This window comes from Loktanella agnita (assembly GCF_046640325.1).
Taxonomy (GTDB): Bacteria; Pseudomonadota; Alphaproteobacteria; order Rhodobacterales; family Rhodobacteraceae; genus Yoonia; species Yoonia agnita.
Window position 1 is genome coordinate 71,629 of the sequence record NZ_JBJMBF010000005.1, and the last position, 26,140, is coordinate 97,768.

The 26,140-nt window shown below is 57.5% G+C and carries 30 protein-coding genes; 14 read left to right on the forward strand and 16 right to left on the reverse strand.

What is annotated here, in order from left to right; all coding sequences use genetic code 11:
• Positions 1-53: 53 nt before the first annotated feature.
• From hrcA to ACJ5NV_RS06930, 3 genes are all read left to right on the forward strand, one after another.
• Positions 54-1,118 carry a heat-inducible transcriptional repressor HrcA gene (hrcA, locus tag ACJ5NV_RS06920; RefSeq protein WP_411642908.1) on the forward strand — a complete coding sequence of 355 codons (1,065 nt, stop codon included), beginning with the start codon at positions 54-56 and terminating at the stop codon, positions 1,116-1,118.
• A 12-nt stretch (positions 1,119-1,130) separates the two neighbouring features.
• Entirely contained in the window at positions 1,131-1,685 is a 555-nt protein-coding gene (locus ACJ5NV_RS06925) for a nucleotide exchange factor GrpE (RefSeq protein ID WP_411642910.1), read from the forward strand.
• Positions 1,686-1,889: 204 nt separating this feature from the next.
• On the forward strand, positions 1,890-2,471 hold the full coding sequence (locus ACJ5NV_RS06930) for a VOC family protein (RefSeq protein WP_411643127.1): 582 nt from the start codon (positions 1,890-1,892) through the stop codon (positions 2,469-2,471).
• Here the strand turns inward: ACJ5NV_RS06930 and ACJ5NV_RS06935 are convergent.
• Positions 2,468-3,385 carry a LysR substrate-binding domain-containing protein gene (locus ACJ5NV_RS06935; RefSeq protein ID WP_411642911.1) on the reverse strand — a complete coding sequence of 306 codons (918 nt, stop codon included), beginning with the start codon at positions 3,383-3,385 and terminating at the stop codon, positions 2,468-2,470. The two genes, ACJ5NV_RS06930 and ACJ5NV_RS06935, sit on opposite strands and share 4 nt — an antisense overlap.
• 80 nt (positions 3,386-3,465) lie before the next feature.
• Here ACJ5NV_RS06935 and pcaC point away from each other — a divergent pair, with 80 nt between their 5' ends.
• Genes pcaC through ACJ5NV_RS06965 form a run of 6 tightly spaced genes read left to right on the forward strand, consistent with a single transcriptional unit; the run spans position 3,466 to position 8,505 of the window.
• Positions 3,466-3,846 carry a 4-carboxymuconolactone decarboxylase gene (pcaC, locus tag ACJ5NV_RS06940; protein ID WP_411642912.1) on the forward strand — a complete coding sequence of 127 codons (381 nt, stop codon included), beginning with the start codon at positions 3,466-3,468 and terminating at the stop codon, positions 3,844-3,846.
• A complete protein-coding gene (gene pcaH, locus ACJ5NV_RS06945; RefSeq protein WP_411642913.1) occupies positions 3,843-4,568 on the forward strand; it encodes a protocatechuate 3,4-dioxygenase subunit beta in 726 nt (241 codons plus the stop codon). Before pcaC ends, pcaH begins: the two co-directional genes overlap by 4 nt.
• A gap of 1 nt (position 4,569) precedes the next feature.
• Positions 4,570-5,169, forward strand: coding sequence for a protocatechuate 3,4-dioxygenase subunit alpha (gene pcaG, locus ACJ5NV_RS06950; protein WP_411642914.1), 600 nt, complete (start codon positions 4,570-4,572; stop codon positions 5,167-5,169).
• A gap of 1 nt (position 5,170) precedes the next feature.
• Positions 5,171-6,484, forward strand: a complete 1,314-nt coding sequence (locus tag ACJ5NV_RS06955) for a lyase family protein (protein ID WP_411642915.1) — start codon at positions 5,171-5,173, stop codon at positions 6,482-6,484.
• Entirely contained in the window at positions 6,481-7,653 is a 1,173-nt protein-coding gene (pobA, locus tag ACJ5NV_RS06960; RefSeq protein WP_411642916.1) for a 4-hydroxybenzoate 3-monooxygenase, read from the forward strand. The genes ACJ5NV_RS06955 and pobA overlap by 4 nt, the downstream gene beginning before the upstream one ends.
• An 18-nt stretch (positions 7,654-7,671) precedes the next feature.
• Positions 7,672-8,505 carry a beta-keto acid cleavage family enzyme gene (locus ACJ5NV_RS06965; protein ID WP_411642917.1) on the forward strand — a complete coding sequence of 278 codons (834 nt, stop codon included), beginning with the start codon at positions 7,672-7,674 and terminating at the stop codon, positions 8,503-8,505.
• A 59-nt stretch (positions 8,506-8,564) separates the two neighbouring features.
• Here the strand turns inward: ACJ5NV_RS06965 and rpsO are convergent, their stop codons facing one another.
• The 7 genes from rpsO to ACJ5NV_RS07000 all read right to left on the reverse strand — a co-directional run bounded on the left by rpsO (position 8,565) and on the right by ACJ5NV_RS07000 (position 15,779).
• The gene (rpsO, locus tag ACJ5NV_RS06970) at positions 8,565-8,834 is read right to left on the reverse strand and encodes a 30S ribosomal protein S15 (protein WP_411642918.1); all 270 of its coding nucleotides are present in this window, start codon (positions 8,832-8,834) and stop codon (positions 8,565-8,567) included.
• Between the two features lie 135 nt (positions 8,835-8,969).
• On the reverse strand, positions 8,970-9,818 hold the full coding sequence (locus tag ACJ5NV_RS06975) for a calcium-binding protein (RefSeq protein WP_411642919.1): 849 nt from the start codon (positions 9,816-9,818) through the stop codon (positions 8,970-8,972).
• 96 nt (positions 9,819-9,914) lie between these two features.
• Entirely contained in the window at positions 9,915-10,796 is an 882-nt protein-coding gene (locus ACJ5NV_RS06980) for an alpha/beta fold hydrolase (RefSeq protein ID WP_411642920.1), read from the reverse strand.
• Positions 10,793-11,305 carry a DUF1643 domain-containing protein gene (locus tag ACJ5NV_RS06985; protein ID WP_411642921.1) on the reverse strand — a complete coding sequence of 171 codons (513 nt, stop codon included), beginning with the start codon at positions 11,303-11,305 and terminating at the stop codon, positions 10,793-10,795. Before ACJ5NV_RS06985 ends, ACJ5NV_RS06980 begins: the two co-directional genes overlap by 4 nt.
• A 42-nt stretch (positions 11,306-11,347) precedes the next feature.
• Positions 11,348-12,253 (reverse strand): tRNA pseudouridine(55) synthase TruB, encoded by a 906-nt coding sequence (gene truB / locus ACJ5NV_RS06990; protein WP_411642922.1) that lies wholly within the window; start codon positions 12,251-12,253, stop codon positions 11,348-11,350.
• A gap of 1,021 nt (positions 12,254-13,274) precedes the next feature.
• On the reverse strand, positions 13,275-15,308 hold the full coding sequence (gene recQ / locus ACJ5NV_RS06995; RefSeq protein WP_411642923.1) for a DNA helicase RecQ: 2,034 nt from the start codon (positions 15,306-15,308) through the stop codon (positions 13,275-13,277).
• Between the two features lie 141 nt (positions 15,309-15,449).
• Complete coding sequence (locus ACJ5NV_RS07000; protein WP_411642924.1) at positions 15,450-15,779, reverse strand: hypothetical protein; 330 nt, start codon at positions 15,777-15,779, stop codon at positions 15,450-15,452.
• Between the two features lie 451 nt (positions 15,780-16,230).
• On the opposite strand from ACJ5NV_RS07000, the gene ACJ5NV_RS07005 reads away from it, so the two are divergent.
• The 3 genes from ACJ5NV_RS07005 to ACJ5NV_RS07015 are packed head-to-tail and all read left to right on the forward strand — an operon-like array spanning position 16,231 to position 18,539.
• The gene (locus tag ACJ5NV_RS07005; protein WP_411642925.1) at positions 16,231-16,875 is read left to right on the forward strand and encodes a histidine phosphatase family protein; all 645 of its coding nucleotides are present in this window, start codon (positions 16,231-16,233) and stop codon (positions 16,873-16,875) included.
• A gap of 15 nt (positions 16,876-16,890) precedes the next feature.
• On the forward strand, positions 16,891-17,490 hold the full coding sequence (locus ACJ5NV_RS07010; RefSeq protein ID WP_411643128.1) for a glutathione S-transferase family protein: 600 nt from the start codon (positions 16,891-16,893) through the stop codon (positions 17,488-17,490).
• Positions 17,490-18,539, forward strand: coding sequence for a saccharopine dehydrogenase (locus ACJ5NV_RS07015; RefSeq protein WP_411642927.1), 1,050 nt, complete (start codon positions 17,490-17,492; stop codon positions 18,537-18,539). Before ACJ5NV_RS07010 ends, ACJ5NV_RS07015 begins: the two co-directional genes overlap by 1 nt.
• 25 nt (positions 18,540-18,564) lie before the next feature.
• Here the strand turns inward: ACJ5NV_RS07015 and ACJ5NV_RS07020 are convergent, their stop codons facing one another.
• From ACJ5NV_RS07020 to ACJ5NV_RS07045, 6 genes are all read right to left on the reverse strand, one after another.
• Positions 18,565-18,891, reverse strand: a complete 327-nt coding sequence (locus tag ACJ5NV_RS07020) for a DUF3775 domain-containing protein (protein ID WP_411642928.1) — start codon at positions 18,889-18,891, stop codon at positions 18,565-18,567.
• Positions 18,892-18,998: 107 nt separating this feature from the next.
• Positions 18,999-19,736 (reverse strand): SDR family NAD(P)-dependent oxidoreductase, encoded by a 738-nt coding sequence (locus tag ACJ5NV_RS07025; protein ID WP_411642930.1) that lies wholly within the window; start codon positions 19,734-19,736, stop codon positions 18,999-19,001.
• A gap of 1 nt (position 19,737) precedes the next feature.
• The gene (locus ACJ5NV_RS07030) at positions 19,738-20,310 is read right to left on the reverse strand and encodes a DUF3833 family protein (RefSeq protein ID WP_411642931.1); all 573 of its coding nucleotides are present in this window, start codon (positions 20,308-20,310) and stop codon (positions 19,738-19,740) included.
• A gap of 3 nt (positions 20,311-20,313) precedes the next feature.
• Positions 20,314-21,540 (reverse strand): MFS transporter, encoded by a 1,227-nt coding sequence (locus ACJ5NV_RS07035; RefSeq protein ID WP_411642932.1) that lies wholly within the window; start codon positions 21,538-21,540, stop codon positions 20,314-20,316.
• Entirely contained in the window at positions 21,540-22,295 is a 756-nt protein-coding gene (locus ACJ5NV_RS07040; protein ID WP_411642934.1) for a DUF1365 domain-containing protein, read from the reverse strand. The genes ACJ5NV_RS07035 and ACJ5NV_RS07040 overlap by 1 nt, the downstream gene beginning before the upstream one ends.
• Positions 22,292-23,590: an NAD(P)/FAD-dependent oxidoreductase gene (locus tag ACJ5NV_RS07045; RefSeq protein ID WP_411642935.1), complete on the reverse strand. Its 1,299-nt coding sequence runs from the start codon at positions 23,588-23,590 to the stop codon at positions 22,292-22,294. Before ACJ5NV_RS07045 ends, ACJ5NV_RS07040 begins: the two co-directional genes overlap by 4 nt.
• 124 nt (positions 23,591-23,714) lie before the next feature.
• On the opposite strand from ACJ5NV_RS07045, the gene ACJ5NV_RS07050 reads away from it, so the two are divergent.
• Together ACJ5NV_RS07050 and ACJ5NV_RS07055 are read left to right on the forward strand one after the other, a co-directional pair.
• Positions 23,715-24,371 carry a sigma-70 family RNA polymerase sigma factor gene (locus ACJ5NV_RS07050; protein WP_411643129.1) on the forward strand — a complete coding sequence of 219 codons (657 nt, stop codon included), beginning with the start codon at positions 23,715-23,717 and terminating at the stop codon, positions 24,369-24,371.
• A 2-nt stretch (positions 24,372-24,373) separates the two neighbouring features.
• Positions 24,374-25,033, forward strand: a complete 660-nt coding sequence (locus ACJ5NV_RS07055; RefSeq protein ID WP_411642937.1) for a ChrR family anti-sigma-E factor — start codon at positions 24,374-24,376, stop codon at positions 25,031-25,033.
• 6 nt (positions 25,034-25,039) lie between these two features.
• Here the strand turns inward: ACJ5NV_RS07055 and ACJ5NV_RS07060 are convergent, their stop codons facing one another.
• Positions 25,040-25,720 (reverse strand): HTTM domain-containing protein, encoded by a 681-nt coding sequence (locus ACJ5NV_RS07060; protein ID WP_411642938.1) that lies wholly within the window; start codon positions 25,718-25,720, stop codon positions 25,040-25,042.
• Positions 25,717-26,127 (reverse strand): hypothetical protein, encoded by a 411-nt coding sequence (locus ACJ5NV_RS07065; RefSeq protein ID WP_411642939.1) that lies wholly within the window; start codon positions 26,125-26,127, stop codon positions 25,717-25,719. The genes ACJ5NV_RS07060 and ACJ5NV_RS07065 overlap by 4 nt, the downstream gene beginning before the upstream one ends.
• Between the last annotated feature and the right edge of the window lie 13 nt (positions 26,128-26,140).

Sequence of the window (26,140 nt, forward strand, 5' to 3'; positions counted from 1 at the left end):
TTGACGGCAGAAACAACTTCGTTTTAATTGCCGCGCCTTTGTCAGAGGACAGGATGATCGACCAGACGCCAAATATCCAAGAGATGAATGACCGCTCGCGCGAGGTCTTTCGCCGTATTGTCGAGGGCTATCTCGCAAGCGGTGCGCCTGTGGGATCGCGAACGCTGACCCGTGATTTTTCGGAAAAAGTCAGCGCGGCCACGATACGCAACGTGATGCAGGATCTGGAATTTCTTGGCCTTCTGGACAGCCCCCATGTCAGCGCCGGGCGCATACCCACGCAGCTGGGACTGCGTATGTTTGTCGACGGGCTGTTGGAAATCGGCGATCTCGAAAGCGAAGACCGCGACAAAATCGACCGCACTTTTGGCAGCAATGATCAGGATGTCGCCTCTGTCCTTGATCAGGTAGGCGAGGCGCTGTCGGGTGTCACACAGGGTGCCAGTCTTGTTCTGACGCCAAAGCATGAAGCCCCGATCAAGCATATCGAATTTGTCTCGCTATCCCGCGAGCGGGCGCTGGTTGTGTTGGTCTTTGCAGATGGTCACGTGGAAAACCGGATTTTCACGCCACCCGCCGGGCAAACGCCGTCTTCGATGCGCGAAGCAGCGAATTTTCTTAACGCGATTGCCGAAGGGCAGACATTGTCAGACCTCGGTGCCGTCATCGCACGCGAGATTACGGCGCGTCGGCAGGAAATTGATGCTCTTGCCGCCGAACTGGTCGAAAACGGCTTTGCGCTGTGGGAAAATGAAGGCGAACCGACCGAACGGCTGATTGTGCGCGGACGTGGAAACCTACTGTCAGAAGGCGAAAGCGAAGCAGACCTTGAACGCGTTCGCAGCCTCTTTGACGATCTTGAACGCAAGCGCGATATTGCCAAATTCCTCGATCTGGCAGAAGAGGGCGACGGCGTACGCATTTTTATTGGCTCAGAGAACAAATTGTTCTCACTTTCGGGTTCCTCTCTGGTGGTTTCCCCTTATATGAACGCCGACCGTAAGATCATCGGCGCCGTTGGCGTCATCGGCCCGACGCGTCTCAACTATGGGCGCATCGTGCCAATCGTGAATTATACTGCACAGCTGGTGGGCAAACTAATTGCCGACCGCTCCTGAAGGGAAACATTGATGTCCGACAAGGAAGAAACACTGCAAAGCCTCGATGAACTCGCTGCCGAAGGCGACGAGATGGAATCGCAGGCAGCGCAAGCGAGTTTTGATGAAATCGAGGCGCTGCGGGCAGAGCGTGATGATTTCCGCGACAAATTCATGCGGGCCTTGGCTGATGCCGAAAACACCCGCAAACGCGCTGATCGCGACCGCCGCGAAGCAGAAAACTATGGTGGGTCCAAGCTCGCCCGCGATCTGCTGCCCGTTTATGACAACATGCAACGCGCTTTGGCTGCCGCAAAAGAGGGCGAAGAGAAAGTCCCTGATGCTCTGTTGGAAGGTGTCGAACTGACGATGCGCGAGCTGATCAACGTGTTCAAAAAGCACGGGATTGATCCGATCACCCCAGAGGTCGGCGATAAGTTCGATCCGCAGCAACATCAGGCCATGTTCGAAGCCCCTTTGCCCGGCACCAAAGCAGGCGAAATCATTCAGGTCGCGGCGACAGGTTTTATGTTGCACGACCGCTTGCTGCGCCCTGCACAGGTTGGTGTGTCCTCTAACCCTGGCTAAAATTTCCCGCCTGAACCCACATTGCCAAGATGCGGCTTTGATCCTGCATCTTGGCTGAGTGGGGACGGCGCGGGCCATCCCATATGCGTGCTGAAATAGCTGACACGCGGTGGTCTCTTCGGCAAGATAACGGCGACAACTGGCGGGAATGCGGGTGAGCTGTGATCCATTGCGAAAACGAAGGGGACGATGATGGCGGACAAACTGATGAAGATCCAAACACAAGGCGTGCACCACATCACGATTATTGGTGCCGACCGTCAAAGCTCCATCGACTTTTGGGAGGGCACGCTTGGCATGCCCTTCATCTTTGACCAACCTAATCTGGATGATCCGAACGAAGGCCATCTCTATTTTGATCCCGGCGACGGGCGGCTGATCACCATTTTCACCAATGAAGATCGTAAACCGGATGCCTCTGCCGTGCCAGAATCTGTCGGATCCTTGCATCACCTTGCGCTGAACGTCAGCCAAGCCACGTTCTGGCAGGTGGCTGAACGTCTTGATGCGCGGGGCGTGTCCCATTCCGGCCCCGTCGACCGGGGCTTTATGGATTCGATCTATTTCCGCGATCCGCTGGGGCTACGGCTGGAATTGGCCAGTTACCGGTTTGAACCACCCCAAGGCTGCCGCCATGCGGATGTGATGATCGCGGCGCATCGTATCCGGGTGGATCGCGGCGACCGGAATATCGAACGTCAGCATCTGGCGGATGCGATCACTGAACTGGTTGAACGGCGGCAACACTCGCTGAGCGGTGACCGCAGCGCGCGAAACCCATATTAATCGGCGCTGTGCAGCGTCCCGGCGGACAGGTGCAAAAGTTCGATCAGATAATCAGCATGCCTGTTTTCGTTTCGGGTGTGTTGCAAGGTGATGCCAACCGCGCCTGACATGTAATCGGCCCCCAGATTGAACCGGATCAAGCTGCCTGCATCCAGTTCGCGTGCGACGACCCCGCGCGAGATGAACCACAGCATGTCCGAATTCATCAGCAGCGGTAGCGCAAGGTTCAGCGATACCGTCTCGAGCGTCGGATGCAGATGGGTCAGACCGCGCGCATTCAGAAATTCATCCACGATGCGGCGAATGATCGACTCGCGCGTGGGCAGTATGACAGGGCTTTCGGCCAGCGCGTGTTCTACACTGGCTGTTCGCTGTGGATGGTCCGCCCGTGCGACCAATTCGATGGGATCATCATAAAGAAACTCGAACCGCAGACCCGCCATTTCGTCCGGTGCGGGCATCCGTCCCACCATCAGATCAATCGCGCCCGCCCGCAGCCGATCCAGCAGATACCCATGCGGGCCGGTGGTGACGGAAATCGACACGCCCGGTCTATCCTGCACGAAATCCAAGGTAACAAAGGGAAACAGCCCGCCTGTGACCGTTGGCAATACGCCAACTGAAATAGCGTCCTGTCCACTTTGCCCGCTGACGGCCTGAACGCCTGCTTCCAGGCTGCTGATCGCTGTCAGCGCATGGCGGCGAAACATCTTGCCCGCCGCGGTCAAAAGCATCCGGCGACCGACCCTGTCAAACAACGGATTGCCCAAGCTTCGTTCGATATCGGCGATTGTCTTGGACAGGGCCGGTTGTGAAACACTCAACTGACGTGCGGCGGCAGTCACGGATTCCATTTCAGCAACGGCAAGAAATCCAGCAATATGGCGCAGCTTAAGATCACGTGGTATAATCATTTGGTTATGAATAAGCCTGATAAATCTATTTTCAATCGAAAAACAAACATTCTAATTTCAGGAAAGGAGGAGATCACCACATGAACGAACGCCATGATCGCGGAATGCAGGTGCGACGACAGGTTTTGGGTGACGCCCATGTGGATCGGGCAGAGGCGCAGAAAAGCGATTTCGACGCTGACTTTCAATCCCTGATCACCGAAGCAGCCTGGGGCACTGTTTGGGCGTCTGATGGGCTCAGCACCCGCGAGCGTTCCATGCTGACCATTGCGCTGCTGGCCGCGCTGGGCAATTTCGATGAAATTCCGATGCATATCCGCGCAACAGCCCGCACCGGCGCCACAGCACAGGATGTTGCCGAGGCGCTGCAACATGTTGCGATCTATGCTGGTGTGCCGCGCGCCAATCACGCGCTGAAACTGGCCAAAGCCACCTATGCCGAAATGGGGAGCGAGACATGACAAAAGGCCGGTTGATCCCGCGCGATCGCAGCGCGCATCCCGTTGCGCATGATCTGGATTACAAAACCTCGGTCGCACGGTCGCCAAACCTTGCGCTGATTTCGCTCGAATCCACCCCGACCGAAGAGTCTGGCCCGCGTTTTGGTCATAACAACTTTGGCCCGCTGGATCATGATCTGATCCGCAACTGGTCCGGTGGCAAGGCCGAGGCAGTGGGCGAACGGATCTTGGTGCATGGCCGCGTGCTGGACGAACAGGGCAGGGGCATTCCCCACGCGCTGGTCGAGATTTGGCAAGCAAACGCTGGCGGTCGCTATCGGCACAAGAAAGACGGCTATCTTGCCCCGCTTGATCCGAACTTTGGCGGCGCAGGACGTTGTCTGACGGATGACGTCGGACACTACGCCTTTATGACGGTCAAACCGGGTGCTTATCCTTGGCCGAACCGGGGGAATGACTGGCGACCTGCACATATCCACCTTTCTCTGTCCGGCCCGTGTTTTGGCCAACGGCTGATTACCCAGATGTATTTCGAAGGCGACCCGTTGATTGATCGCTGTCCCATCGTGGCCACAATCAAGGATCGCAGCCAGAGCGACCGACTTATCGCGCCGCTGGATATGGCGCAATCGCGCCCTCTTGATTACCTCGCCTACCGCTTTGATATCGTTCTGCGCGGCCAACGGCAGAGCTTCTTTGAAAACCGGCCGGAGGGGCTTTGACATGGTACAGAAGCACGAAATTCTGCGCGAAACCGCATCCCAGACGGCCGGACCCTATGTGCATATCGGACTCATGCCCAGTCATGCCGGCAATCACCAATCGTTTGAGACTGAAATCGGCGTGAGCCCCGTCACCGATGCGGCCAAAGGCAAGCGGATCGAAATCACCGGTAAGGTTCTGGATGGCACCGGCTGGCCGTTGCGTGATGCGATGATCGAAAGCTGGCAGGCGGATGCTGCTGGCCGCTATCTTGGCGATGCCTCTGCTGATCCGGGTGTCACCGGCTTGTGTCGCTGCGCCATTGACCCTGAAAGCGGCACCTACACCTTGCGCACGATTAAGCCGGGCGCGGTCGCTATGCCCGATGGCAGCATGCAATCACCCCATATCGCCCTGTGGATTGTGGCGCGGGGGATCAATACCGGACTTCTGACGCGCGTCTATTTCGAGGATGCGGATCGGGACGCGGACCCGGTTCTGGGTCGTATCGAACACCGCAACCGTGTCGACACGTTGATCGCTACGCCCCAAGGCGATGGGCGTTACCAGTTTGATATTCGCCTACAGGGACTGGGTGAAACCGTGTTCCTTGATATCTGAGATGACACTTTCACCACTCGATAGCTCGCTTTGGCAGGGGCTTTATGGTAGCGCCGCAGCGCAGGACCATCTGGATGATGCGGCGTTGATCCGCGCGATGGTAACCGTCGAGATCGCTTTGGCGCGGGCCTGTGATGCCAGTGGCATCACGCCAGAGGGCAGCGGTGAAGAGATTGCCAAAGCGCTGGCGGGTGTAACGATCGCGCCTGCTGTACTGGCGGAAGGGGCCGTGCGGGACGGGGTGCCGATCCCAGCGTTACTGGCAGCGCTGCGTGCCAAACTTGATCCGTCACTGGCCGAGGCGTTGCATTGGGGCGCGACCTCTCAGGATATTATCGATACGGCTACTGTACTGTGCCTTGGCCGATATGCGGATCACATGTTGTCCGTTACAGACGCGGTGATCGAAAACATCGCCACTCTGGCAGAGGCAGAAGCAGAAACACCGCATTTGGCGCGCACCCGTACCCAAGCGGCGGCACCCACCACGTTTGGCGCGACGGTGGCGATCTGGGGGGCCGGATTGGCCGAAAGCCGCGCTGACATCGCCATTGCTGCGAAAGGGATCGCAACCGTCTCGCTTTATGGGGCGGCTGGTACGGGCGCAGCGCTGGGTACTGAGGAAAACATCGTGCGCGCCGTGCTTGCGGATGAGCTTGGGCTGGAAGCCGAACATATGCCGTGGCACACGCGGCGCACCCGTATTAGTCGTTTCGCCGCAGCGGTCGCTGCCCATGCGGCGCAATGTGGGCGGATTGGTGCGGATCTGGCCCAGCTTGCCGCATCCGGCACCGCAGAGATCCGATTGTCCGGCGGTGGATCATCTGCCATGCCGCATAAGGTCAACCCGGTGCGGGCCGAGGCGGCACAATCGCTTGCCCGACTGGCCACACATTTGCAGGCGGCAGTGTCCGAGGCCGCAATTCACCCGACCCAGCGTGATGGCGCAGCATGGGGGCTGGAATGGCTGGCGCTGCGTTCTGTTTGCGGTGCTGCGATGGCAGCACTGGACAATATCGCCTTGCTAATCCGTGATCTGACGCCGGATCGTGACGCGATGGCCCGCAATCTTGCAGAGGCCGGACCGGGCGTAATTTCAGAACAGCTTATCTATCTTCTGGCACGGCAGATGCCCCGGTCAGACGCCCGACACCTCGTCACTGCGGCGTTGAAATCCGACGATCCAATCCCGGCACTAGCGGCAGATTATCCCGATATCGACTGGGCGAAGGTCACGGATATGTGCGCCGCGTCAGGAAATGCGCCAAAGCACGCCAGGTCTTTCGCGGCCAAGCATAAAAGAGGCATGTCATGAAAACACAGATCGCCATCATTGGCGGCGGTCCGGCAGGGCTGCTGCTATCCCAGCTTTTGCATCAAAGCGGCATCGACAGCATCGTGCTTGAACGCAAATCAAAGGACTACGTTCTTGGCCGTATTCGGGCAGGGGTGTTAGAGGCGGGATCTGTTTCCGTGTTGAAAGAGGCGGGCGTCGGAGACCGTCTGATGGCCGAAGGGCAGCCGCATGAAGGGGTGGAGCTAAGCTGGCACAACGAACGGTTGCGTATTGATCTGGAAGCGCTGACCGGACAGGTTGTGACCGTTTACGGCCAGACAGAAGTCACCCGCGATCTTTATGACGCTGCCGAAAAGCGCGGCTCCCGGATTATTGAAGAGGCCGAGGTCGTTCGCATCGAAGGTGTTGAAACAGACGCGCCCATCGTTGTTTATAAGCAGAACGGCGCGGAACACCGGGTTGAAGCACGCTTTGTTGTGGGATGCGACGGGTTTCACGGACCCTCGCGAGAGGCGATACCGCAAGATGCTCAGCGATCTTTTGAGCGTACCTATCCATTTGGTTGGCTGGGCATACTGTCCGAAACGCCCCCTGCGACGCATGAACTGATCTATGCGACGCATGAACGGGGCTTTGCGCTGTGTTCCATGCGGTCAGACAAGATCAGCCGCTATTATATTCAGGTGCCCGAAACCGAAAAAGCCGCGAACTGGACCCCAGACCAATTCTGGGAAGAGCTAAAGCGCCGCATCCCCGAAGACGTCGCCAATGGCCTGGTTACCGAAGGCAAGGTCCTTGAAATGTCGGTCGCCCCGTTGCGGTCCTTTGTGTCTGAACCGATGCGCCACGGCAGCCTTTTCCTTGCCGGGGATGCAGCCCATATCGTGCCGCCAACAGGGGCAAAGGGGCTGAACCTTGCCATTGGCGACGTGCATTACCTGCATCAGGCGCTTGATCTGGCTTTCAACCACAGCAAAAATGACGGGATCGACAGCTATTCGGATACCGCGCTTGACCGGGTGTGGAAGGCAGAGCGGTTTTCATGGTCCATGACATCCATGATGCATGACTTTCCGCAGCTTGGCGGATTTGAAAAACGGATGCAAAAGGCCGAATTTGACTACCTAATGCATTCTGAATCCGCCCGCCGCGCGTTAGCGGAAAACTATATCGGCCTGCCGTTCTGATACCTTTACGAGAGAATAATGAAAACCCCAGCCATCATCTGCGTCGCTATCACTGGTTCTGTTCCGACTAAGGCGGATAATCCAGCGGTTCCCGTCACCATAGACGAACAGGTTGAATCGACTCATGCCGCGTTCGAGGCAGGGGCGGCAATCGCCCATTGTCACGTCCGCGATGACCAAGGTAGGCCGACCTCTGACCCGGCCCGTTTCGCGCGTCTGAAAGAGGGAATCGAAAAACACTGCCCTGGCATGATCGTGCAGCTGTCAACCGGTGGACGATCCGGCGCGGGCAAGGATCGCGGCGGCATGCTGTCACTTGCCCCGGATATGGCGTCACTTTCGGTCGGGTCGAACAACTTTCCCTCGCGCGTCTATGAAAACGACCCGGCACTGGTGTCTTGGCTGGCAAGTGAGATGCGCACATATGGCGTCAAACCGGAGATCGAAGCCTTCGATCTGAGCCATATCTTTCAGGCGAAACTGATGCAGGACCGCGGCGACCTGTTGGGCACTCCTTATGTGCAATTTGTCATGGGCGTGAAGAACGCGATGCCTGCTGACAAGCAGGTTTTCGATTTCTATGTTGCAACTGTGCAGCGGTTGTTTGGTGCAGATGTGCCGTGGTGCGCCGCCGGCATCGGACGGCATCAGGTTGAGCTGAACACTTGGGCCGCAGCAGCGGGCGGCCATTTGCGCACGGGACTAGAGGATAATATCCGCATGAACCCCTCAACTCTCGCACCCTCAAACGCCGCACTTGTTCAACAGGCGGCAGATATTGTAGCGGAACATGGGCGCAGCGTGGCGACACCTGCGCAGGCACGCGAATTGCTTGGGCTCCGCGCAGCGTAACACAAACAAAAACGCCCGCCAAATGGCGGGCGCTCTTAATTCCGAAAAGACTGGTCGGCTTAGCGACGCAGGCCCAGACGCTTGATCAGGTCCTGATAGCGGGCTTCGTCCTTGCCACGGGTATAGTCCAGCAGCTTACGGCGCTGGGCGACCATTTTTAGCAGGCCACGACGACCGTGGTTGTCTTTCTTGTGGGTCTTGAAATGCTCTGTCAGCGTCGCGATGCGGCTGGACAGAATAGCAACCTGAACTTCGGGCGAACCGGTGTCGCCGTCCTTGGTTGCGAATTCTTTCATGATCCGTGTTTTTTCTTCAGTAGTAATCGACATCGGGGTCTCCTTGTCTAAAGGGTGAATGGCGCAATCCGGGATGTCGTCCAGAAAGGCCCGTGGAGGGGTCCGTCAGGGGGGATTCCCCTTACGGATGGCTGCGTTTAGGGGGATTTTCCCAAAAAGAAAAGGGTTTTATGCGGCGACGAAGGACACCGCAGACAGATCAAGTTCGCTCAGATTGGTGAAGGTCGCCATGATCTCTCCGTCAGCGCGCAGAACCAGCCCGGCATCGGACAGCGATGTGCTCAACTCTGGCAGTGTGCCTTCATAGGGGATTTCGATCACGTCTTCTTCGGGGTTAAAATCTTCTATTGTGGCATCTGCATGCGCAGTCAGTATGAACCGGTCGGCCCCGGTGCCCCCATTCAACGTGTCGCCTGTGTCACCCATCAGCGTGTCATCCCCCGCGCCGCCATTCAGGAAGTCACGGTCATCATCGCCACGATCATAAAGAACATCATTGCCTGATCCGCCATGCAAGGTATCGGCCCCGTCACCACCCACGAGCACATCGTCATCCAGCGATCCCAGCAGGGCGTCGTCACCATCACCACCCATCAGGATGTCATTGCCGCCACCGCCGTTCAGCGTATCGTCACCGCGGCCCCCGGCGATCACATCGTCGCCGACATGACCATAAAGCGCGTCGTCGCCATCACTGCCGTCGATCTGATCATCGCCCCGGCCGCCATGAACCGTGTCATCGCCGTCGCCGCTGACAAGAAGATCATCGCCATCTTCACCGTGGACATGGTCGTCACCCGCGCCGGTTTGCACGGCGTCATCCGCATCGCCGGAAAAGATCACCGTGTCGCTGTTGTCGGGCGCGATAATCTCTTCCATGGATTTGATTTCGACACTTGGGTCATCCGGGTCCTCGTCCGGGGTGTCAGGTCTGTCCGTGCTCACATCGCCGAAATCCGTCCCGGTCAGGACAAAAGCTGAAATGGCAACGCCTGCTATTGCAAAGATTTCGAACATGATCACAACCCACAGATATCAGGGCCACCCCGGCCCGACGGATGTCGCGTACTACCACAGGCAGAGCATATTTTCGCGCGCAATCTGGGAGGATGGTTAACGGAAAAAAGGCAGGAAGCTGTCAATCACCGCCTGCGGATTTTCCTCCATCGCGAAATGACCGGAAATGCAGGAGCTATGGGTCATCGCGTTCACCCAAGGCTGCCACAGCGCAGCAGGATCACCCGTCTGCGCAGGAAAGCCACCCTCTGCCCAGAGGAAATGCATCGGGCTGGTGATCTTGTGACCCGTGGCGCGGTCCGCCTCGTCCAATGCTCTGTCAAAGGTTGCACCGGCCCGGTAATCTGCGCACATTGCGTGCAGTCGTGCCGGATCGGCGGCCTGCGTGCGATAGCTAGCGAGCGCGGTATCCGAAAAGGTCGCCAATGACTTATCCAAGGTCCAGGCAGAAAGCGTCCAGTCGATATAACCGACAGGGTCTGCGCCAATCATGCGTTCAGGCAGGGGCGCGGGCTGCGCCAGAAAGGTCCAGTGATAGGCTTTCAACCCCAGATCGGCAGTCCAGTTCGCCCAGAAATCCCCGGTCGGAACAATCTCGATGATCCCCAGCTTTATCAAGTGATCAGGATGGTCGAGGGCAAAGCGATAGGCGACCCTTCCACCGCGATCATGCCCAAGCACATGCGCAGCCGGTATATCAAGCGCATCCATCAGCTCGGCAATATCCGCCGCCATGCTGCGTTTTGAATAGGTGCTGTGATCGGCATCATCCGCAGGGGCGTCGCTTGCGCCATAGCCACGCAGATCAGGGATGATGACATCGAAATGCGCTGTAAAAGCCGGGGCAACGCGTTCCCAGCAATGATGGTTCTGCGGATAGCCATGCAACAAGATCAGCGGGGTGCCCTGCCCGGCGCGGTGAACCGACAGGCGCAGATCGCCGCATTGCACAAAGGATTGTTTGAAACCGGTGATCATGCGGGGTTCCACAAAACAGGTTGCTGGCGGTAGGCGATATACAGCGGATGCTTGGGGTGACCATGTTTGCTCAGCCCCAATGTGTAAAGAGGCTTGCCCGTTTCGCGCAACAGTACCTCGGTCGCAGGGCCGCGTGACAGATGCGCGCCATGGGTGCCCCATGCGGCGATGATCTGATCCGCCCATATGGCCCCGTCACGCAGAACGGCATCATTGTCAGGTCCAACCGGATCAGAGGCTTTGCGCATCATATGCGGATCGGTTTCGCGCCAGGCAAAGATATTGGTGACCTGAAACGCGCCAAACCCCAGTGCCCGGGCGCGGCGTTCACAACGCTCTACGGTCGGATCGTTCTGCACCTCTGTCGCCTTGGAGGGGTTCAACATCACAAAAAGCACACGTTTCCCCGCCGGGTCCCACGTTCGGGTCAGCGCATAGCGATAACATGCGCAATCCGAATAAAGCGCCGTCGAAGGGGCATCATCCTTGATATGTGTGCGGGTAATCATGGTGCAACAGATGCCACGTCGTAAGGTGGGTCTTGACCCACCCTATGCAACAAAAACGCGGCTTGGCTGAAATTCCCCACCGCGATAGGTGCCCACAGCAATGGCGCGACCCTCGTAAGAGGCCCAAACCTCTTCGCCGAATTCCACATCGCTGGCAATCACTGTCGCCGGGTTGCCGTTGCGCAGTTTCGCGACACTTTCAGCCAGACAGCGGACCTCTTGCAGGTCGGTCAGCCCGATTTCAAGCGGTTGAACATATGTGTCCAGCTCAGGCGTCTTCGCCAGCCGTTCGATATCCTCAAGGGTGATCCCATCTTTGGCCTGAAATGGGCCTGACCAGCTGCGGTGCAGCGTCACCACATGGGCATAACAGCCCAACGCCAGCCCCAGATCGCGCGCGATAGAGCGGACATAGCCGCCCTTGCCACAGGTCATTTCCAGCACCACGTGATCCGCGTCCGGGCGATCCACCAGCAACAGCTCTTCAACCCAAAGCGGACGGGCCGCCAATTCCATCTCTTCGCCATCGCGGGCCTTTTTGTAGGCGCGCTCACCATCCACTTTTACTGCGGAAAACTGTGGCGGGACCTGCATGATGTCGCCAACAAAAGCTCCCAGCGCATCTTTGATCGCCTGATCATCCGGGCGCAGGTCGCTCTCGGCGATCACCTCACCTTCGGCATCATCAGTATTGGTGGCCTGACCCAGTCGGATGGTAAACACATAGGCCTTCAGCGCGTCGGTAATATAGGGCACCGTCTTGGTCGCCTCACCCAATGCCACGGCCAGCACGCCTGTCGCTTCGGGGTCGAGCGTGCCCGCATGCCCGGCCTTCTTAGCATCCAACGCCCAGCGTACCTTGTTCACCACAGAGGTCGAGGTCATCCCGGCCGGTTTATCCACCACCAGCCACCCCGAAAGATCCCGTCCCTTGCGTGTACGCGCCATGATTATACCCCTTGTCAGAATGGACGCTTGCTAGAGGGATGTGGGTAAGGGGTCAAGATCACCAGTTTGGGGGTGTCATTGTCGAAGAAATGACAGAGGAGTCGATTTTTGGCTTAGGTTCAGTACACAGTAGGCAGCGTATCAGAGCGAAGTATGAAATTTGACTGTACATAATATGAAGCCTGCTTTGCAAACTTCCGTACCGTGCATAAGAATACATATGAGGAAGTTTGCGAATGTTCAGTAGGTGAGAATGCCGAAGAAGGTGTGTTGCGTGTTGCCGAACAAAATTATTGGAAATAACCAACGCAACAAAACACTCGCGATTATTTCCAGTAGCTTTGGCCTGATCATGCTTTTTCTTGCCGTGTTGATCGGGACTGCACCCGGAGGACCCTACCTGTGGGCTTCGTCGATCCCCATGGCGATAGCTATCGGAATTTTCTGGCTTTGTGCCAGATTATATCGGCATCCCGTAGCGTCATATGCAACCATTTGCTTTCGCGCAGACGGGTTCGAGCTAAACCTCAAACGCCCATTTCGGTCGGTACGCTCATATTCGCTCAAATGGTCCGAAATACTAGAAATTGTGCATGTCAGTGGTGGTTATGGGGTATGCTATCTTGACTTTGTTCTGTCTCATAGCGGTGCGGTTCGGCACGGGTTAGTCAGTGAGACGATGCGAGATAATGCGATTGACCCTTATAGATGCAGGGTCATAAGTATCCCATCAAATCTAATAGGTTTGCCGGTTGCCACCGTCATCGACAGGTTTCAGAGCGAAGCGGAGTGCGCAAATTATCATATGCAGCCGTCGCAGTTCAGATATTATTTCGTTATCTCAAAATCATACTATACTGTTTCGAAAAGCGGCGGCATCGAAAGCTAAGATGACTAACAAGATGATCAAGTCATCATGGAATGCGAACCGAAATCGAAAGAACTAGTAAATACTAGCCGAAAATCCCAAAATTTTCCAGCGGCTAGACGCCGCTGTGGTGAGTGATTTCACAGTTATCATTCACCCACCCTCCAGCACCTCTAAAAACGCGTCGCCGAACCGTTCTGCGTATTTCTCGCCGATCAGCCGTTCCAGTTGCCCTGCATCGGCGCTGCGCATCTGTGCGACCTTCGCCAGCATCGCGGCAGAGCAGCTCATGGGTTTGTCGGTGCCATGCGGTCCACGGGTCAATGCGGCTTGGACTTCCAGCAGCCGGTCATAGATCGCCCCTTCGTCGCGGCCTGCCAGTTTGCGGCGTGCGGGATGCACTTCTTCCACCGCCCCAGCGATGACCTCCAGAAAAGCGCGGCCATAGCTTTCCAGCTTTTTCGCGCCCACGCCGCCAACCTGTGCCATTTCATCCAGCGTCATCGGGCGGCGTTCGGCCATTTCGATCAGGGTGCGGTCGTTGAAGATGATATAGGCGGGGGCATTGGCCTGTTCCGCTAGAAAACGACGTTTGGCCTTGAGCGCAGACAGCAGCGGCGCATCCTCGTCGCTGACCTGCATCCGGACCTTGGGACCTGCCTTGGCGGCTTTGATCGTGTCGCGCCGCAGTTCAATCGTGGCTTCACCACGCAGAATAGGCCGCGCTTTTTCGGTCATGCGCAACGCGCCATGGCGGTCCCGGTCGGGGCGCAACAGATCATGGCCCATCATCTGTCGGAAAATCGCCTGCCATTGGCGTTTGTCATAATCCTTGCCAACACCATAGGTCGGCAGGCTGTCATGGCCGCACTGCTGGATCTTATCGGTTGTATTGCCCAGCAAGATATCAATCAGATGCCCCGATCCGAACCATTCTTCGGTCCGCAGCGCAGCAGAAAGGGCCATGCGCACAGGCGTTGTGCCGTCAAACACCTCTGCGGGTTTATCGCAGAGATCGCAATTGCCACAAGGCGCGGCCTCTTCCCCGAAATAGCCAAGCAGGGTTTGGCGACGGCAATGCAGCGCCTCTGCAAGACCCAGTAACGCGTTCAGCCGCCCGTGATCGGCGGCGCGGCGTTCCGGTGGGGCCAACCCTTCATCCACCTGCTGGCGGCGATAGCGGATATCGTCGGGACCAAAGAGCGTCAGTGTTTCAGCCGGGTCGCCATCACGCCCCGCGCGGCCAATTTCCTGATAATAGGCTTCGATGGATTTCGGCAAATCCGCATGGGCGACCCAACGGATATCTGGCTTGTCGATCCCCATGCCAAAGGCGACTGTGGCGCAGACAATCAGCCCGTCCTCTTGCTGGAACCGGCGTTCGACAATGCGGCGATCCTCTGCCTCCATCCCGCCATGATAGAAACAGGCCGAGTGGCCCACGTCGTTCAGAGCTTTCGACAATGTCTCAGTCTTGGCGCGGGTGCCGGTGTATACGATCCCCGACTGGCCCTTGCGGGCGGCGGCGAAATTCAGGATCTGTGCACGCGGCCCGTCTTTGACCGCAAAGGCCAGATGGATATTGGGCCGGTCAAAACCCCGCAGAAAGGTTGCGGGCTGTGCGCCATCGAACAGCTTTTCAACGATCTCAACTTGCGTTTCTGTATCCGCCGTGGCGGTAAAGGCTGCCAGCGGCACGTTCAATGTGCGCCGGAGTTCACCGATCCGCAGGTAATCGGGGCGGAAATCATGTCCCCATTGGCTGACGCAATGGGCCTCATCCACGGCGATCAACCCGATCCCGGCGCGGCGCAGCATATTCATCGTGCCACCCGCCGCCAGCCGTTCGGGCGCCATATAAAGCAGCTTTAGCGTGCCTGCTTCAAGCGCTTCCCAGACAGCATCGGTTTCTTCGGGCGTATTGCCGGACGTCAACGCGCCTGCCTCTACCCCCGCTTCGCGCAAGCCACGCACCTGATCGCGCATCAGGGCGATCAACGGCGAGATCACCACCGTCACCCCATCACGGACCAGCGCAGGCAGTTGAAAACAAAGCGATTTGCCCCCCCCGGTTGGCATGATCGCCAGCGTGTTCTGCCCGTCCACCACCGCTTGCACGATATCCTGCTGACCGGGGCGGAAGGCATCAAAGCCGAATACATCACGAAGAAGCGTGGCAGCGCTCATGGTCAGGGGCCTGTCGGATTGTTTATGCTCTTGGCGCACAATCCCATGCCACATGGCCCGCCACAAGTAACCCAGACGTCGCGGCACAAAAAAAGCCGATCCCGTTTCCGGGACCGGCTTTCCGACAGGGAGGATGTCGAATTAGTTGATGTCGAACGACTTGGTTGCGACAACTTCGCTGCCGACTTTAACCAGTGCCAGCACGTCACGTGTGGTTTTGCCGCCAGTGTTAACGCGAACGTCAGGGTTGGCGCCAGCGTTCAGCATTTCGGTACCCAGAAGCGCACCTTGCTGACCGGCGTGGTAGTCATAGATTTCGACCACGCTAGCATTATCAGCCGTGATCAGGCCCAGTTCCAGCACGGTGCCTTCATCAAGGCGTGGACCGTTTTGGAAATATGTGTCGGCAGCAGCTGCACTTGCGACAGTTGCGGAAGCAGCAGCGGCGAGAATGATTGTTTTCAGAGACATGGTTTTATCCTTCGAAAGTGTGCCCGGGGAGATGGGCGGTTGATGTGTTGCAGCGTGAATGCTGCGTTGTTGATGAGCATAAGATTATCGCTGTGAGGGCATTCTTGAAGGGCTTCACTGATCACGAAAATGGTGACCGAAGTGATCGGGTTCAGCGCTTGAAATTTGATCACAGAGCGCCATATGGCTTCTCATGTGCAGGGGTGCACATTAATCTATATTAAATGGTGCGCCCACTGACGTTGCGTCAGTATTTGAGAACATCGCGTCCTTTCAGCCGATCACAAATTTCAGTCCAACGCAGTTTCGTGAAGCGAAAATATTTCTGCTTTTTGTCGTGCCCGTGACCGATCTGAAACATCACGAGCGCAAAAACCGGCTGCGATCCCATGATGATCCCGTTGCCAAGGGTCAGGCGACCCCGTAACCATGATCCGTCAGGAGGGGTGCGATGGGCGAAATCATTCTTGTGCGTCATGGTCAGGCCAATTCAACGGCCAAAGATGAGTTAAGCTATGACAAGCTGTCTGATTTGGGCCACCAGCAGGCACGCTGGTTGGGGACTTATCTGCGCGACCGTGAAGATCCCTTTGACAAGGTGATTTCCGGCAACCTGCGCCGCCATCAGGAAACCGCAGCTGGCGCGGGCTATCCCGCCCCCGTGATCGACCCGCGCCTGAATGAGATGGATTACTTCAACCTTGGTCAGGCGTTGCAGGATGTGCACGGGGTGCCGGTTCCGGGCCCGGATGAATTTGCCGCCCATGTGCCGCAGGTGATGCAAGCCTGGCACAAGGCCGAAATCCAAGGGGTGGAAACCTTCGCCTCGTTCGAGGCGCGGGTGACATCGGTTTTGCAGCAAGCCGCAAAACCCGGTGTTCGCGTGCTCTGTATCACTTCGGGCGGGGTGATTGGCATGATCATTCGCCACCTTCTGAACCTTGATCCAACCCGGATGGCGCATGTGCTTTTGCCGATCTACAATAGTTCTGTGCATCGGGTACATGTGATCCCACAGGGGCCGATCCTGGCCGGGTTCAATGCGATCCCGCATCTTGATCACCCTGACCGCACCCATGCGATCACCCATTACTGAAGGACGCGCCGGATGATGAAGCTTCACTATGCGCCGCACACCATTTCTGTTGCTGTGGCAATAGCGCTGGAAGAGGTCGGCACACCCTATCAGGCGGTTCATGTGGATTTTGCAGCGGCACAGCAGACCACATCCACCTATCATAAAATCAACCCCAAGGGCCGGGTGCCTGCGCTGGAAACGCCGGATGGTATCCTGACCGAAACGGGCGCGTTGCTTGAATATGTGGCACCGGGGCTGGTCCCCGAAAACGCCTTTGCCGCCGGTCGCATGCGCGAGCTGATGTATTATCTTGCCAGCACAATGCATGTGAACCACGCGCATAAAATGCGCGGATCGCGCTGGGCAAGTGCGCAAAGCAGTTTTGATGATATGGCGGGTAAGGTGGCCGAGAATATGGCGACCAGCTGCGCCTATCTGGAAGAAGAGCTGGAAATGCTGCCCTTCCCATCCGGCAATGGGCAGGTCGTGTCCGATTTCTATCTTTATGTCGTGCTGTCATGGTTGTCGGGGGACGGTGTGGATATCGCTGATTTCCCGATTTTGCAGGATTTCCAGCATCGCATGAACACACGCAGATCCGTGCAAGCAGTGTTTGAGAAAGGAATGTTGTGATGGTGCATCTTTGGCTCCGCTCTGAATCGCGTGCGAATGAAGAACGGGTTGGCCTGACCCCGCGCGGTGCCGCGAAACTGGTGGATGCCGGTTTTAAAGTCACTGTTGAAGAAAGCAGCCAGCGGATCATTCCCATCGCTGACTACGCCGCCGCGGGCTGTGTCATTGCGTCTGAGTTTTCCTGGACGGATGCACCCGATGACGCAATCATTTTCGGGCTGAAAGAATTGCCCGAGGACGACACCCCGCTGCGGCACCGCCACATCATGTTCGGACATGCTTATAAAGGGCAGCCATCGGGCCGCGTCTTGCTTGACCGATTTCAGGCCGGGGGCGGAATGCTTTATGATCTGGAATATCTGATCGACGGTGACGGGCGACGGGTGGCGGCGTTCGGATATTGGGCGGGCTATGCTGGGGCGGCAGTATCGCTATTGTGCTGGATGGCGCAGCAGCGGGGCGGCATCGCTGCGCCGGTGAAAGCCTATCCCAGCGCCAACCATATGTTGGCAGAGATGCAAGAAATGCTGGTCGCGCTGGGCACGGATCGCCCCACCGCGCTAATAATTGGCGCATTGGGACGGGTCGGCACCGGTGCGGCGGATCTTTGCACTGCGATGGGCGTGGCGACGACAGGGTGGGACATGGCCGAAACGGCCTCTGGCGGGCCGTTCCCTGAGGTGCTGACCCATGACATCTTTCTCAACTGCATTCTGGCACGGCCGGGGACACCGATCTTCGTTCCGGCCAGTGCAAAGGTGGCACCCCGCAAGCTTTGCGTGATTGGCGATATCGCCTGCGACCCCGACAGCGACTTTTCCCCGATCAAGGTCTATGAGCGGACAACCACATGGGAAGAACCGGCGTTGCGCGTTCATGACAATCCGGTTCTGGATGTGATGGCCATCGACAATCTGCCGTCCATGCTGCCCACAGAAAGCAGCGATGATTTTGCCGGGCAGCTATTGCCGCATTTGCTGGCGCTGGGCGATCTTGACAAGGGTGTCTGGGCGCGCGCTTTGGGTTATTTCGAAAGGGCGGTGGGTTAAAACCCACCTTACGCAAACCGCTCGGTCACATTTTACGATAAAGCGCGCCCTCTGCTGCGCTGGAATCGACGCCCAAAGCCTCGAGTCCGCTTTCCAGATGATCGGCCAGATGCGGTGACCCCTTCAGATAGCTTGCTGTCGGGGTCGTTGCCTCTGTTTCGGCTGTACGCAGGGCTTCTGGCAGATCCTCTGCGGCAAAACTGCCCCGCCCGATCCAGAAAACCGCCACCAGCCCGATTTGTTCATCCTCGGTCAGTTGGTTGACGAAGCCGTCAAATTCATTCTCGGCCCGGTGCAGTTCCCGGGCGAGGATGATCACTTCGGCGATTTTGTCGGACGATATGGGTAACATGGCGTGCTCTCCTTTGCCCCAATCTGGGACATCATAGCACAGTTTGCTTTGATCTGACGCAAGTGATGATGTTACGCGCGCTTTGTCTTCATATCCATCAACGTACCCTACTTTGCGCCGAACAGCCGATAATACATCCAGTCCGGCATGAATTGCGACAGCCGGAACACCCAGGAAAACACCATCGGGAAGTTTTTTTTAAAATCATCCGAGTTCATGTGGTCGAAAAATTCCTTTGCCGCGTCTTCCGGTTCCATGATGAAAGGCATGTGAAAATCATTCTTTTCGGTCAAGCGGGTTTTGATGAAACCTGGATTGATCATCTGCACCTTGATGTCAGACGTCCGCAGGTCGGCCTGCATGGATTCTGCCAGCGCCATCACCCCGGCCTTGGATGCGGAATACCCGATGGCACCGGGCAGCCCGCGAAAACCTGATAATGATCCGGTCAGTACGATATGGCCCCGACCGCGGGCGACCATGCCCGGAATAGCCGCGCCGACAACGCGCGATGCGCCAAGGAAATTCACCTCGCCCATCATGTCTGCCTTTTCATTATCCCATTCGCTGGCCTTCATCGGCCAGTACACCCCGGCGAGGTAGACAACACCATCCAACGGTCCAGCCTCTGCTGCGGCTTTTTCGACGGCCGCACGGTTGGTCACATCCACGGTGATATATGACGCTTTGCCCGGCAATTCCGCTACAAGGTCCTTTAGCCGGTCTTCGGAGCGGGCAGATACGATCACTTCGGCCCCAGCACGGCTGAGGCAAAACGCAACCTCGCGCCCCAGTCCTTCGCTTGCACCCACCAGCCAGTATCGTTTTCCCTGCCACTCTGTCACGTTATTCTCCTGTGTATAATGCTTCGCGCGGTCTCATCGTGGCGACAAGTTCCGCCACCTTGATACCAAACTTTCGAAACTGGCTGCGGTTCATTATTGATCCGTTGGACAGTAAATACATCCAATCCGTCACATCCAGCACATGCCCGCCCGCCGCATCTGTCAGCTGGATGCGATAATGAAGCCCAACGGCCGATCCATCCTGTTGACCGGTCCCGGCGCCGACCACGTCTGGTGCCTCTGCCTTGATCTTTCCGTCGTTGCCAAGGGTAAGGGTCCAGACCCGTTCCTGCACCGTACCACTGTTATAGCGGAAAACCTCGGTCATGGTGCCGACATTGCCTTGCCATGATGCTTCTACATCTGCGACAAAGCGTGTGGTCACCCGACCTGTTGGTCCGTAAATCACCCCTTCGCAGATCAGCGATCCGTTGAAACGTTCACGGATGTCAAAACGCGGGCCGTCCCTGTAATCTGCCGGTTGCTGCGCGGGAAACGCAAGGTAGCGCCGGGTAAGTAGTACCATCAACAATACCAGCGCGGCGCCCAGTAATAAAGAGATCAATACAGGCATTGGTTACTCCTCAAACGTCGTGGCGACGAGCAATGCGATCGCGACGAGCTTCAAAACAGACGGCAAAACCGCATAAAGTATCGTAATCATGCTCAGCGCCGCGCCGGGCTGTTGTGTCCCCCCGGCATCAAACCCGGACTGTTCCAGAACAGGCAAAAGAACCACAGCAGCGAACGCCAGCGTGAACTTGTTCACGAGATTCCACAGTCCAAACCCCTGCCCGCCATTGGGTGAGATCACCGCCATGCGTTTTGCAAACATCGCAGGCAGCAGCGTCAAATCCGCCCCGATGCTGGCACCGCTTACGACGCAGATTACGGCAAAAGGGATCACATCACCCGCGCCTAAGCGCGCCGTGTAGCCGAATGAAAGCACAGCCAGCACCATGGCGATTAGCAGGACTGGCTTTTCCCCATACCGCTGCGCCAGTGCTGACCAGATCGGTGATGAACATGCGGCGGCAAGAAAGAACAACACCAAAAGCCCGCCTTCCCAGCCGGGCGCGTCCAGACGGCTTTCGACGAAGAACAGAAACAATGTCGATGACACAGCCAGCGGCGTGGCGTTGATCAAAGCAAGGATCAGCAGCTTGCGCGCGGTGGTATCCGCGATAATTTCCTTGATTTGTGTTGATGCGGCTTTGGTGCGGCCTGTCCACTCGGGCCACATGAAAAAGGCGGCGATCAGTGTTGCAATGGCGAAACCCCCTGCAAACACGGCAAACGGGTCCGCCACCACACCCATCAGCAGGGTGGGTATAACGGCCGCGATGCAGACGCCCAGCAACGCCCCGCTTTCGCGCCATGCAGCCAGACGCACATGGCCCTTGGGACCATCACCTGCCTTGCGAATGCCTTGGGCGTAGAAATTGATGCTCAGAAAGCTGAACGCGGTGAATAACCCGGTGATTGTCAGACCGAACCACCAGATCGGTTCAATCGGCGGGACGACAGCAAACAGACCGATCATTGACAAGGCCAGCAGAACAGTCGTCGACGTCACCACCAGTTTTTTGACCGCGCCCATCCGTTCGCTAATCCAACCCAGCGCCGGGTCCTGCACCACATCGAACAGGCGCAGACCAAAAAGCACCGCACCCAGCGCGGTCAGGCTGACCCCATAGGTGTCGGCATAGTATTTCGGCGCGTAAATATAAATCGGCAGCCCGGCACCGGCCAACACGGCGGCAAAACCGGAATAGGCTGGAAGTCTTTCCCGCAGGGCCTGCATCAGCTGACCTCGTCTACGGGTGGTTTTGGCTGTGATCGGAACGTAGCGCCCTTGAACCAGAGTTTCAGCGCTTGCCAGTGGATCAGTGCCAGAACCCGGCGCGATCCGAACGGACGGCGCACAGCAGATGTGAGAATAGACAGGTTCGTCAACGGTTTTCGTGGTCCTGTCAGCGTCGCAACCAGCCCGCCATTGCCGCGCGTATAGTCGATCCAGACCCCGATCCGATCGGGCTGAATATCAAAGCGAAAGACGTAACTGCCCTCCACCGGCTGAAAGGGCGAAACATGCATCAGCTTTTGGGCTGACAAGGTTTCTGCCTTGGTAATCGCGCGTCCATCCGCATGGCGGCACAGATAGGAATGGCGGTCACCAAAGGTGTTGGTGACCTCGGCAATCACTACGCGCAAAGTTTCACCCTGATCATAGCACAGCCAGAATGACACCGGGTTGAACACATGACCCAGCACGCGCGGTTGGGCCAACAGCTCAATACGGGCGGGGGCGTCGATATCCTGCGCTTCCAGCACATCGCGAACCCACGCCGCGCCGCTGCCTTGCCTAGGTGCACCGCCATGGTCACTGTCTTGCACCGACATCAGATTGCCTGCGTTTTGGGCAAACAGGGTTGGTGTGCTGACTACCGCTTCCGCATCCAACAGCACATAGTCGATGGAATAGCGAAAGCCGTTCTGCACAGCGCCGCGCCGCCCGTGATAGGTCACTGCCGCGATATGATCGACGGTGCTGTTCACTCTGCCGCCATATCCAGCCGCTCTACCGCGTTCAGCGCGTGAACAACGTCAAGCGCGCTTGCCAGCCCGTCCTCGTGGAACCCGTTTTTCATCCATGCGCCGCAGAACCAAGTGCGGTTGGACCCATTCATCGCCGCTGCTGCTTGTTGCGCGGCGAGGGCCTCCAGATCATAGACCGGATGGCGCAGGGTCACCTCGTCCCAGATCAGGTCTTCGCGGATGGCGCGCTTGCTGTTGAGGGTCACCATCATATCCTCGCCTGTCAGCCAGGGTTGCAGCGAATTCATCCAATAGGTCAGATCAATCTCGGCGGTGTCGCGACTGTCAGCCTCGGAATAAACCCAAGACGACCAAACCTGTCTGCGGCGGGGCATCACGGAAGTGTCGGAATGCAGCACAACGCGGTTCGGCTGATAGCGGACTGCCCCCAGCACGGATTTTTCGACCGCAGTGGCGTCTGACAACATGGCAAGGGTGTCATCCGAATGGGTGGCAAAGACGACCTCGTCAAACAGCTCCCACGTTCCGCCTTTAGATTTTACCTCGACACCGGTGGGCACACGGCGCACCGCATCGATCGGTGCATCAAGGCGAATATTCACGCCACGTCGAACCATATCCGTGCTTAGACGGCTGACATATTCCTGCGACCCACCGGCGACCGTGTACCATTGGTGCTGGCCCGTGGCGCTGAGCAGGGCGTGATTGTCGAAGAATTTCATCATCGCATAAGCGGGGAAATCCAAGATCTTCTCTTTCGGGGTGGACCAGATCGCGCCGGAAAACGGTAGCAGATAATGGTCACGGAAATAATCGCTCAGACGCAGCTTTGTGAGGAGCTCACCAATTGTCAGAGTCTCATCGCGGCTGGCCTGCAAGCCTTCGGCATTGAAGCGCAAGATATCACGGACCATGCGCAGGAACCGGGGGCTGACGACATTGGTGCGAGTGGCAAACAGCGCATTCAGACTGGCCAGACCATATTCCATCCGGCCCCCGTCAAAGGAGGCACCGAAGCTCATATTGCTTTTGACGACGGGCACATCAAGCTGATCGTACAGCGCCGTCAGATGGGGGTAATTGGCATAATTGAAGACGATAAAGCCGGTATCGACCGGTTCATCACCATTGCGACCCGCCATGCGCGTGCGGGCATGACCGCCAAGGCGCTTTTCAGCCTCAAACAAAACCACATGATGGTTCGGGGCCAGCGCATGCGCCGCACCCATTCCTGAAACCCCTGCACCAATAACCGCAACTTTTCTGGGCACGGCTGTCCCCGCTTCAAAAGGCATTTTCAACTGCTCCGTGACCTCAACGCTTTGTTCTGTAATCTTTACGCAAGCCGTGCCTCGCTGGATCACAGGAAAATCGCATCGATGGTGTGATCCAATGCCGAACGACCTGCGTAACAAGCATATGTTGACGGACCATAATGTTCTCGTGAAAGCGGATGCGCCTGCACCGACACCGCCCTATAGTGGGTGGGACAGCAAGCTGTGCCGCAGATCGAGGGCGAAGACGTTGACAGTGGAAGAAACGACCAAACGGGTGGCGTGGCTCGCGCAGATTACGGCAGTGCGTGATCACGGCGACAAGGCCGCATTCGCGGAACTCTTCGCCCATTTCGCACCGCGGGTGAAGTCGTTTTTGATGAAATCGGGGGCCAGCCCGGACCTGGCAGAGGAATGTACACAAGAGGTGATGGCGACCCTGTGGCGCAAAGCGCATATGTTTGATCCGCGTAAGGCAAGTGTATCTACATGGATTTTCACCATTGCCCGAAACCGCAAGATCGACCTGCTGCGCAAGCAGCGGCGACCAGAACCCGAAGACCTGCCATGGGGCCCTGAATCAGAGCCAGACCAAGCCGATGCGCTGGGTCTGCAACAGGAAACACAACAACTGGGCGCGGCCATTGCGGCCTTGCCGCCTGAACAAAGGAAACTGATCGAAAAGGCCTACTTCGGCGAGCTGACACAAAGCGAAATCGCCGCCGAAACCGGTCTGCCACTGGGCACGATCAAATCAAGGATCAGACTGGCGCTGGATCGCCTGCGCCATGCAATGAAATGACGATGACAATGAAAACGATTAAACACCACCTGACAAAGCCCTTGCTGATGGGCTACGCGGCCGGCACCTTGCCAGAGGCGTTCAACCTTGTTGTGGCGACGCATATTTCCATGTGCGACGAATGCCGTGCGGCCCTCGCCGAATATGATGCGCTGGGCGGTGAAGTGATGATGGGAACGGACCCTGTTGATCTGTCGCAGGATGCATTCGCCGCGACAATGGCCAGGATTGAAAGCGGCGAAATTGACCGCAAAACCATGACACCAAAGCCCCCATCTGGCGGTGTGTTCCCTGCGCCATTGCAGGATTACGTGAATGGCGATCTTGACGCTGTGCGGTGGCGCAGGGTCGGGGGCGGTGTGCGGCAGATGATGCTGCAGACCGGGCAGGGGGCGACAGCGCGCCTGCTGCATATCCCTGCCGGAACCGCCGTACCGGATCACGGGCACCGGGGCATGGAATTGACGCTGGTGTTACAAGGTGCCTTCGTCGATGAAACTGACCGTTTCGGCACTGGTGATCTTGAGGTCGCGAATGAAAACCTGAACCACACCCCAATCGCAGAGGCGGGGATGGATTGCATCTGCCTTGCCGCAACCGACGCGCCGCTTGCGTTCAACGGGCTGTTGCCGCGGATTGCGCAGCGTTTTGTCGGTATCTGATTGTCTTCAGAATAACCGCGCCTGTAACCATATCAGCGCAGGATAGGATGCAGGCCATATCCAGAAAAATCGATTCAGCCCGAACAGGCAGGCATTGGCCAGATGAAACAGGGCGCCCAGAAACAGCGCCGCAAATAACAGGCGCTGGTCAAGCAAGGCAATGGGAAACAGAACCTCGAACATCATCACCACCCAGGACGCGGCACAAAGAAGTCGCGGCCGGTGCGCCAACTGACGGAGCGTTTCGCTGACCGGGTAGGCGGAAAAGGCAAATACATCCCGTAGCGCCGCACCTGAGCGCCAGTCGGGATTGATGATCTTCACTTGGCCCGAGATAAAATAGGACATGATCACCTGAAACCCCAGATAGGCGAGGATCCGTTCCTGCCAAGCCGGGTCGCGGACGAGTTCAGCCAGCAGCAACATGAACAGGACCAGTAGCCCCATCTTGTCGCTGCCACCGTTATATGGACCGTCGAACCGACGCAGCAACCAAAGGCTGGTCAGTGCCAGACCAGCAAGCATAGCCAGAGGCCAAGCGCCAATCAACAAAGCGACTGATAGCCCAATTCGCAGCATGTGGATATTGCGCAGGTCTGCGGGGCCAGTCAGATGTTCAAGCCCCGCTTGGATAAATGCTAGCGCCATCAGGATCTGCGTCAGATGAATGCAGGCGTCCAGCGTCATGGCACGCTGCGAATGTCGGACAGATAGGTAATCTCGCGGGTGATCCGTTCCGCCTGACGGCTGACATGGACCAGTCGGAACTGCAGATGCGTGTTGGCCTGCGGCAGATCGGCGGCGATGCGACGAAGGATCTCATCCCGCACCTGATCCGTGGGCGCGATGATCAGGCGCTCGGTTAGGGTAACCATGAACAGATATTCGTTCCAACTCGGATTCCAGAACAGACGGCCCAGCACTTGCAACGGGACCACGCGTTGTGGGCGTGGGCGATATTCCTGCCAGACGCGGTCCTCTTGCGCTGGGTCGTCGAATACGGCCCATTGCAGTCGGGGCGACGGCTCCACCGCCTTGAAAAAGCGCCACGAGGGGATCAGCGCAGGCAGGAGGAGCGAAATAATACGGATCATGGGTGCAGTTAAG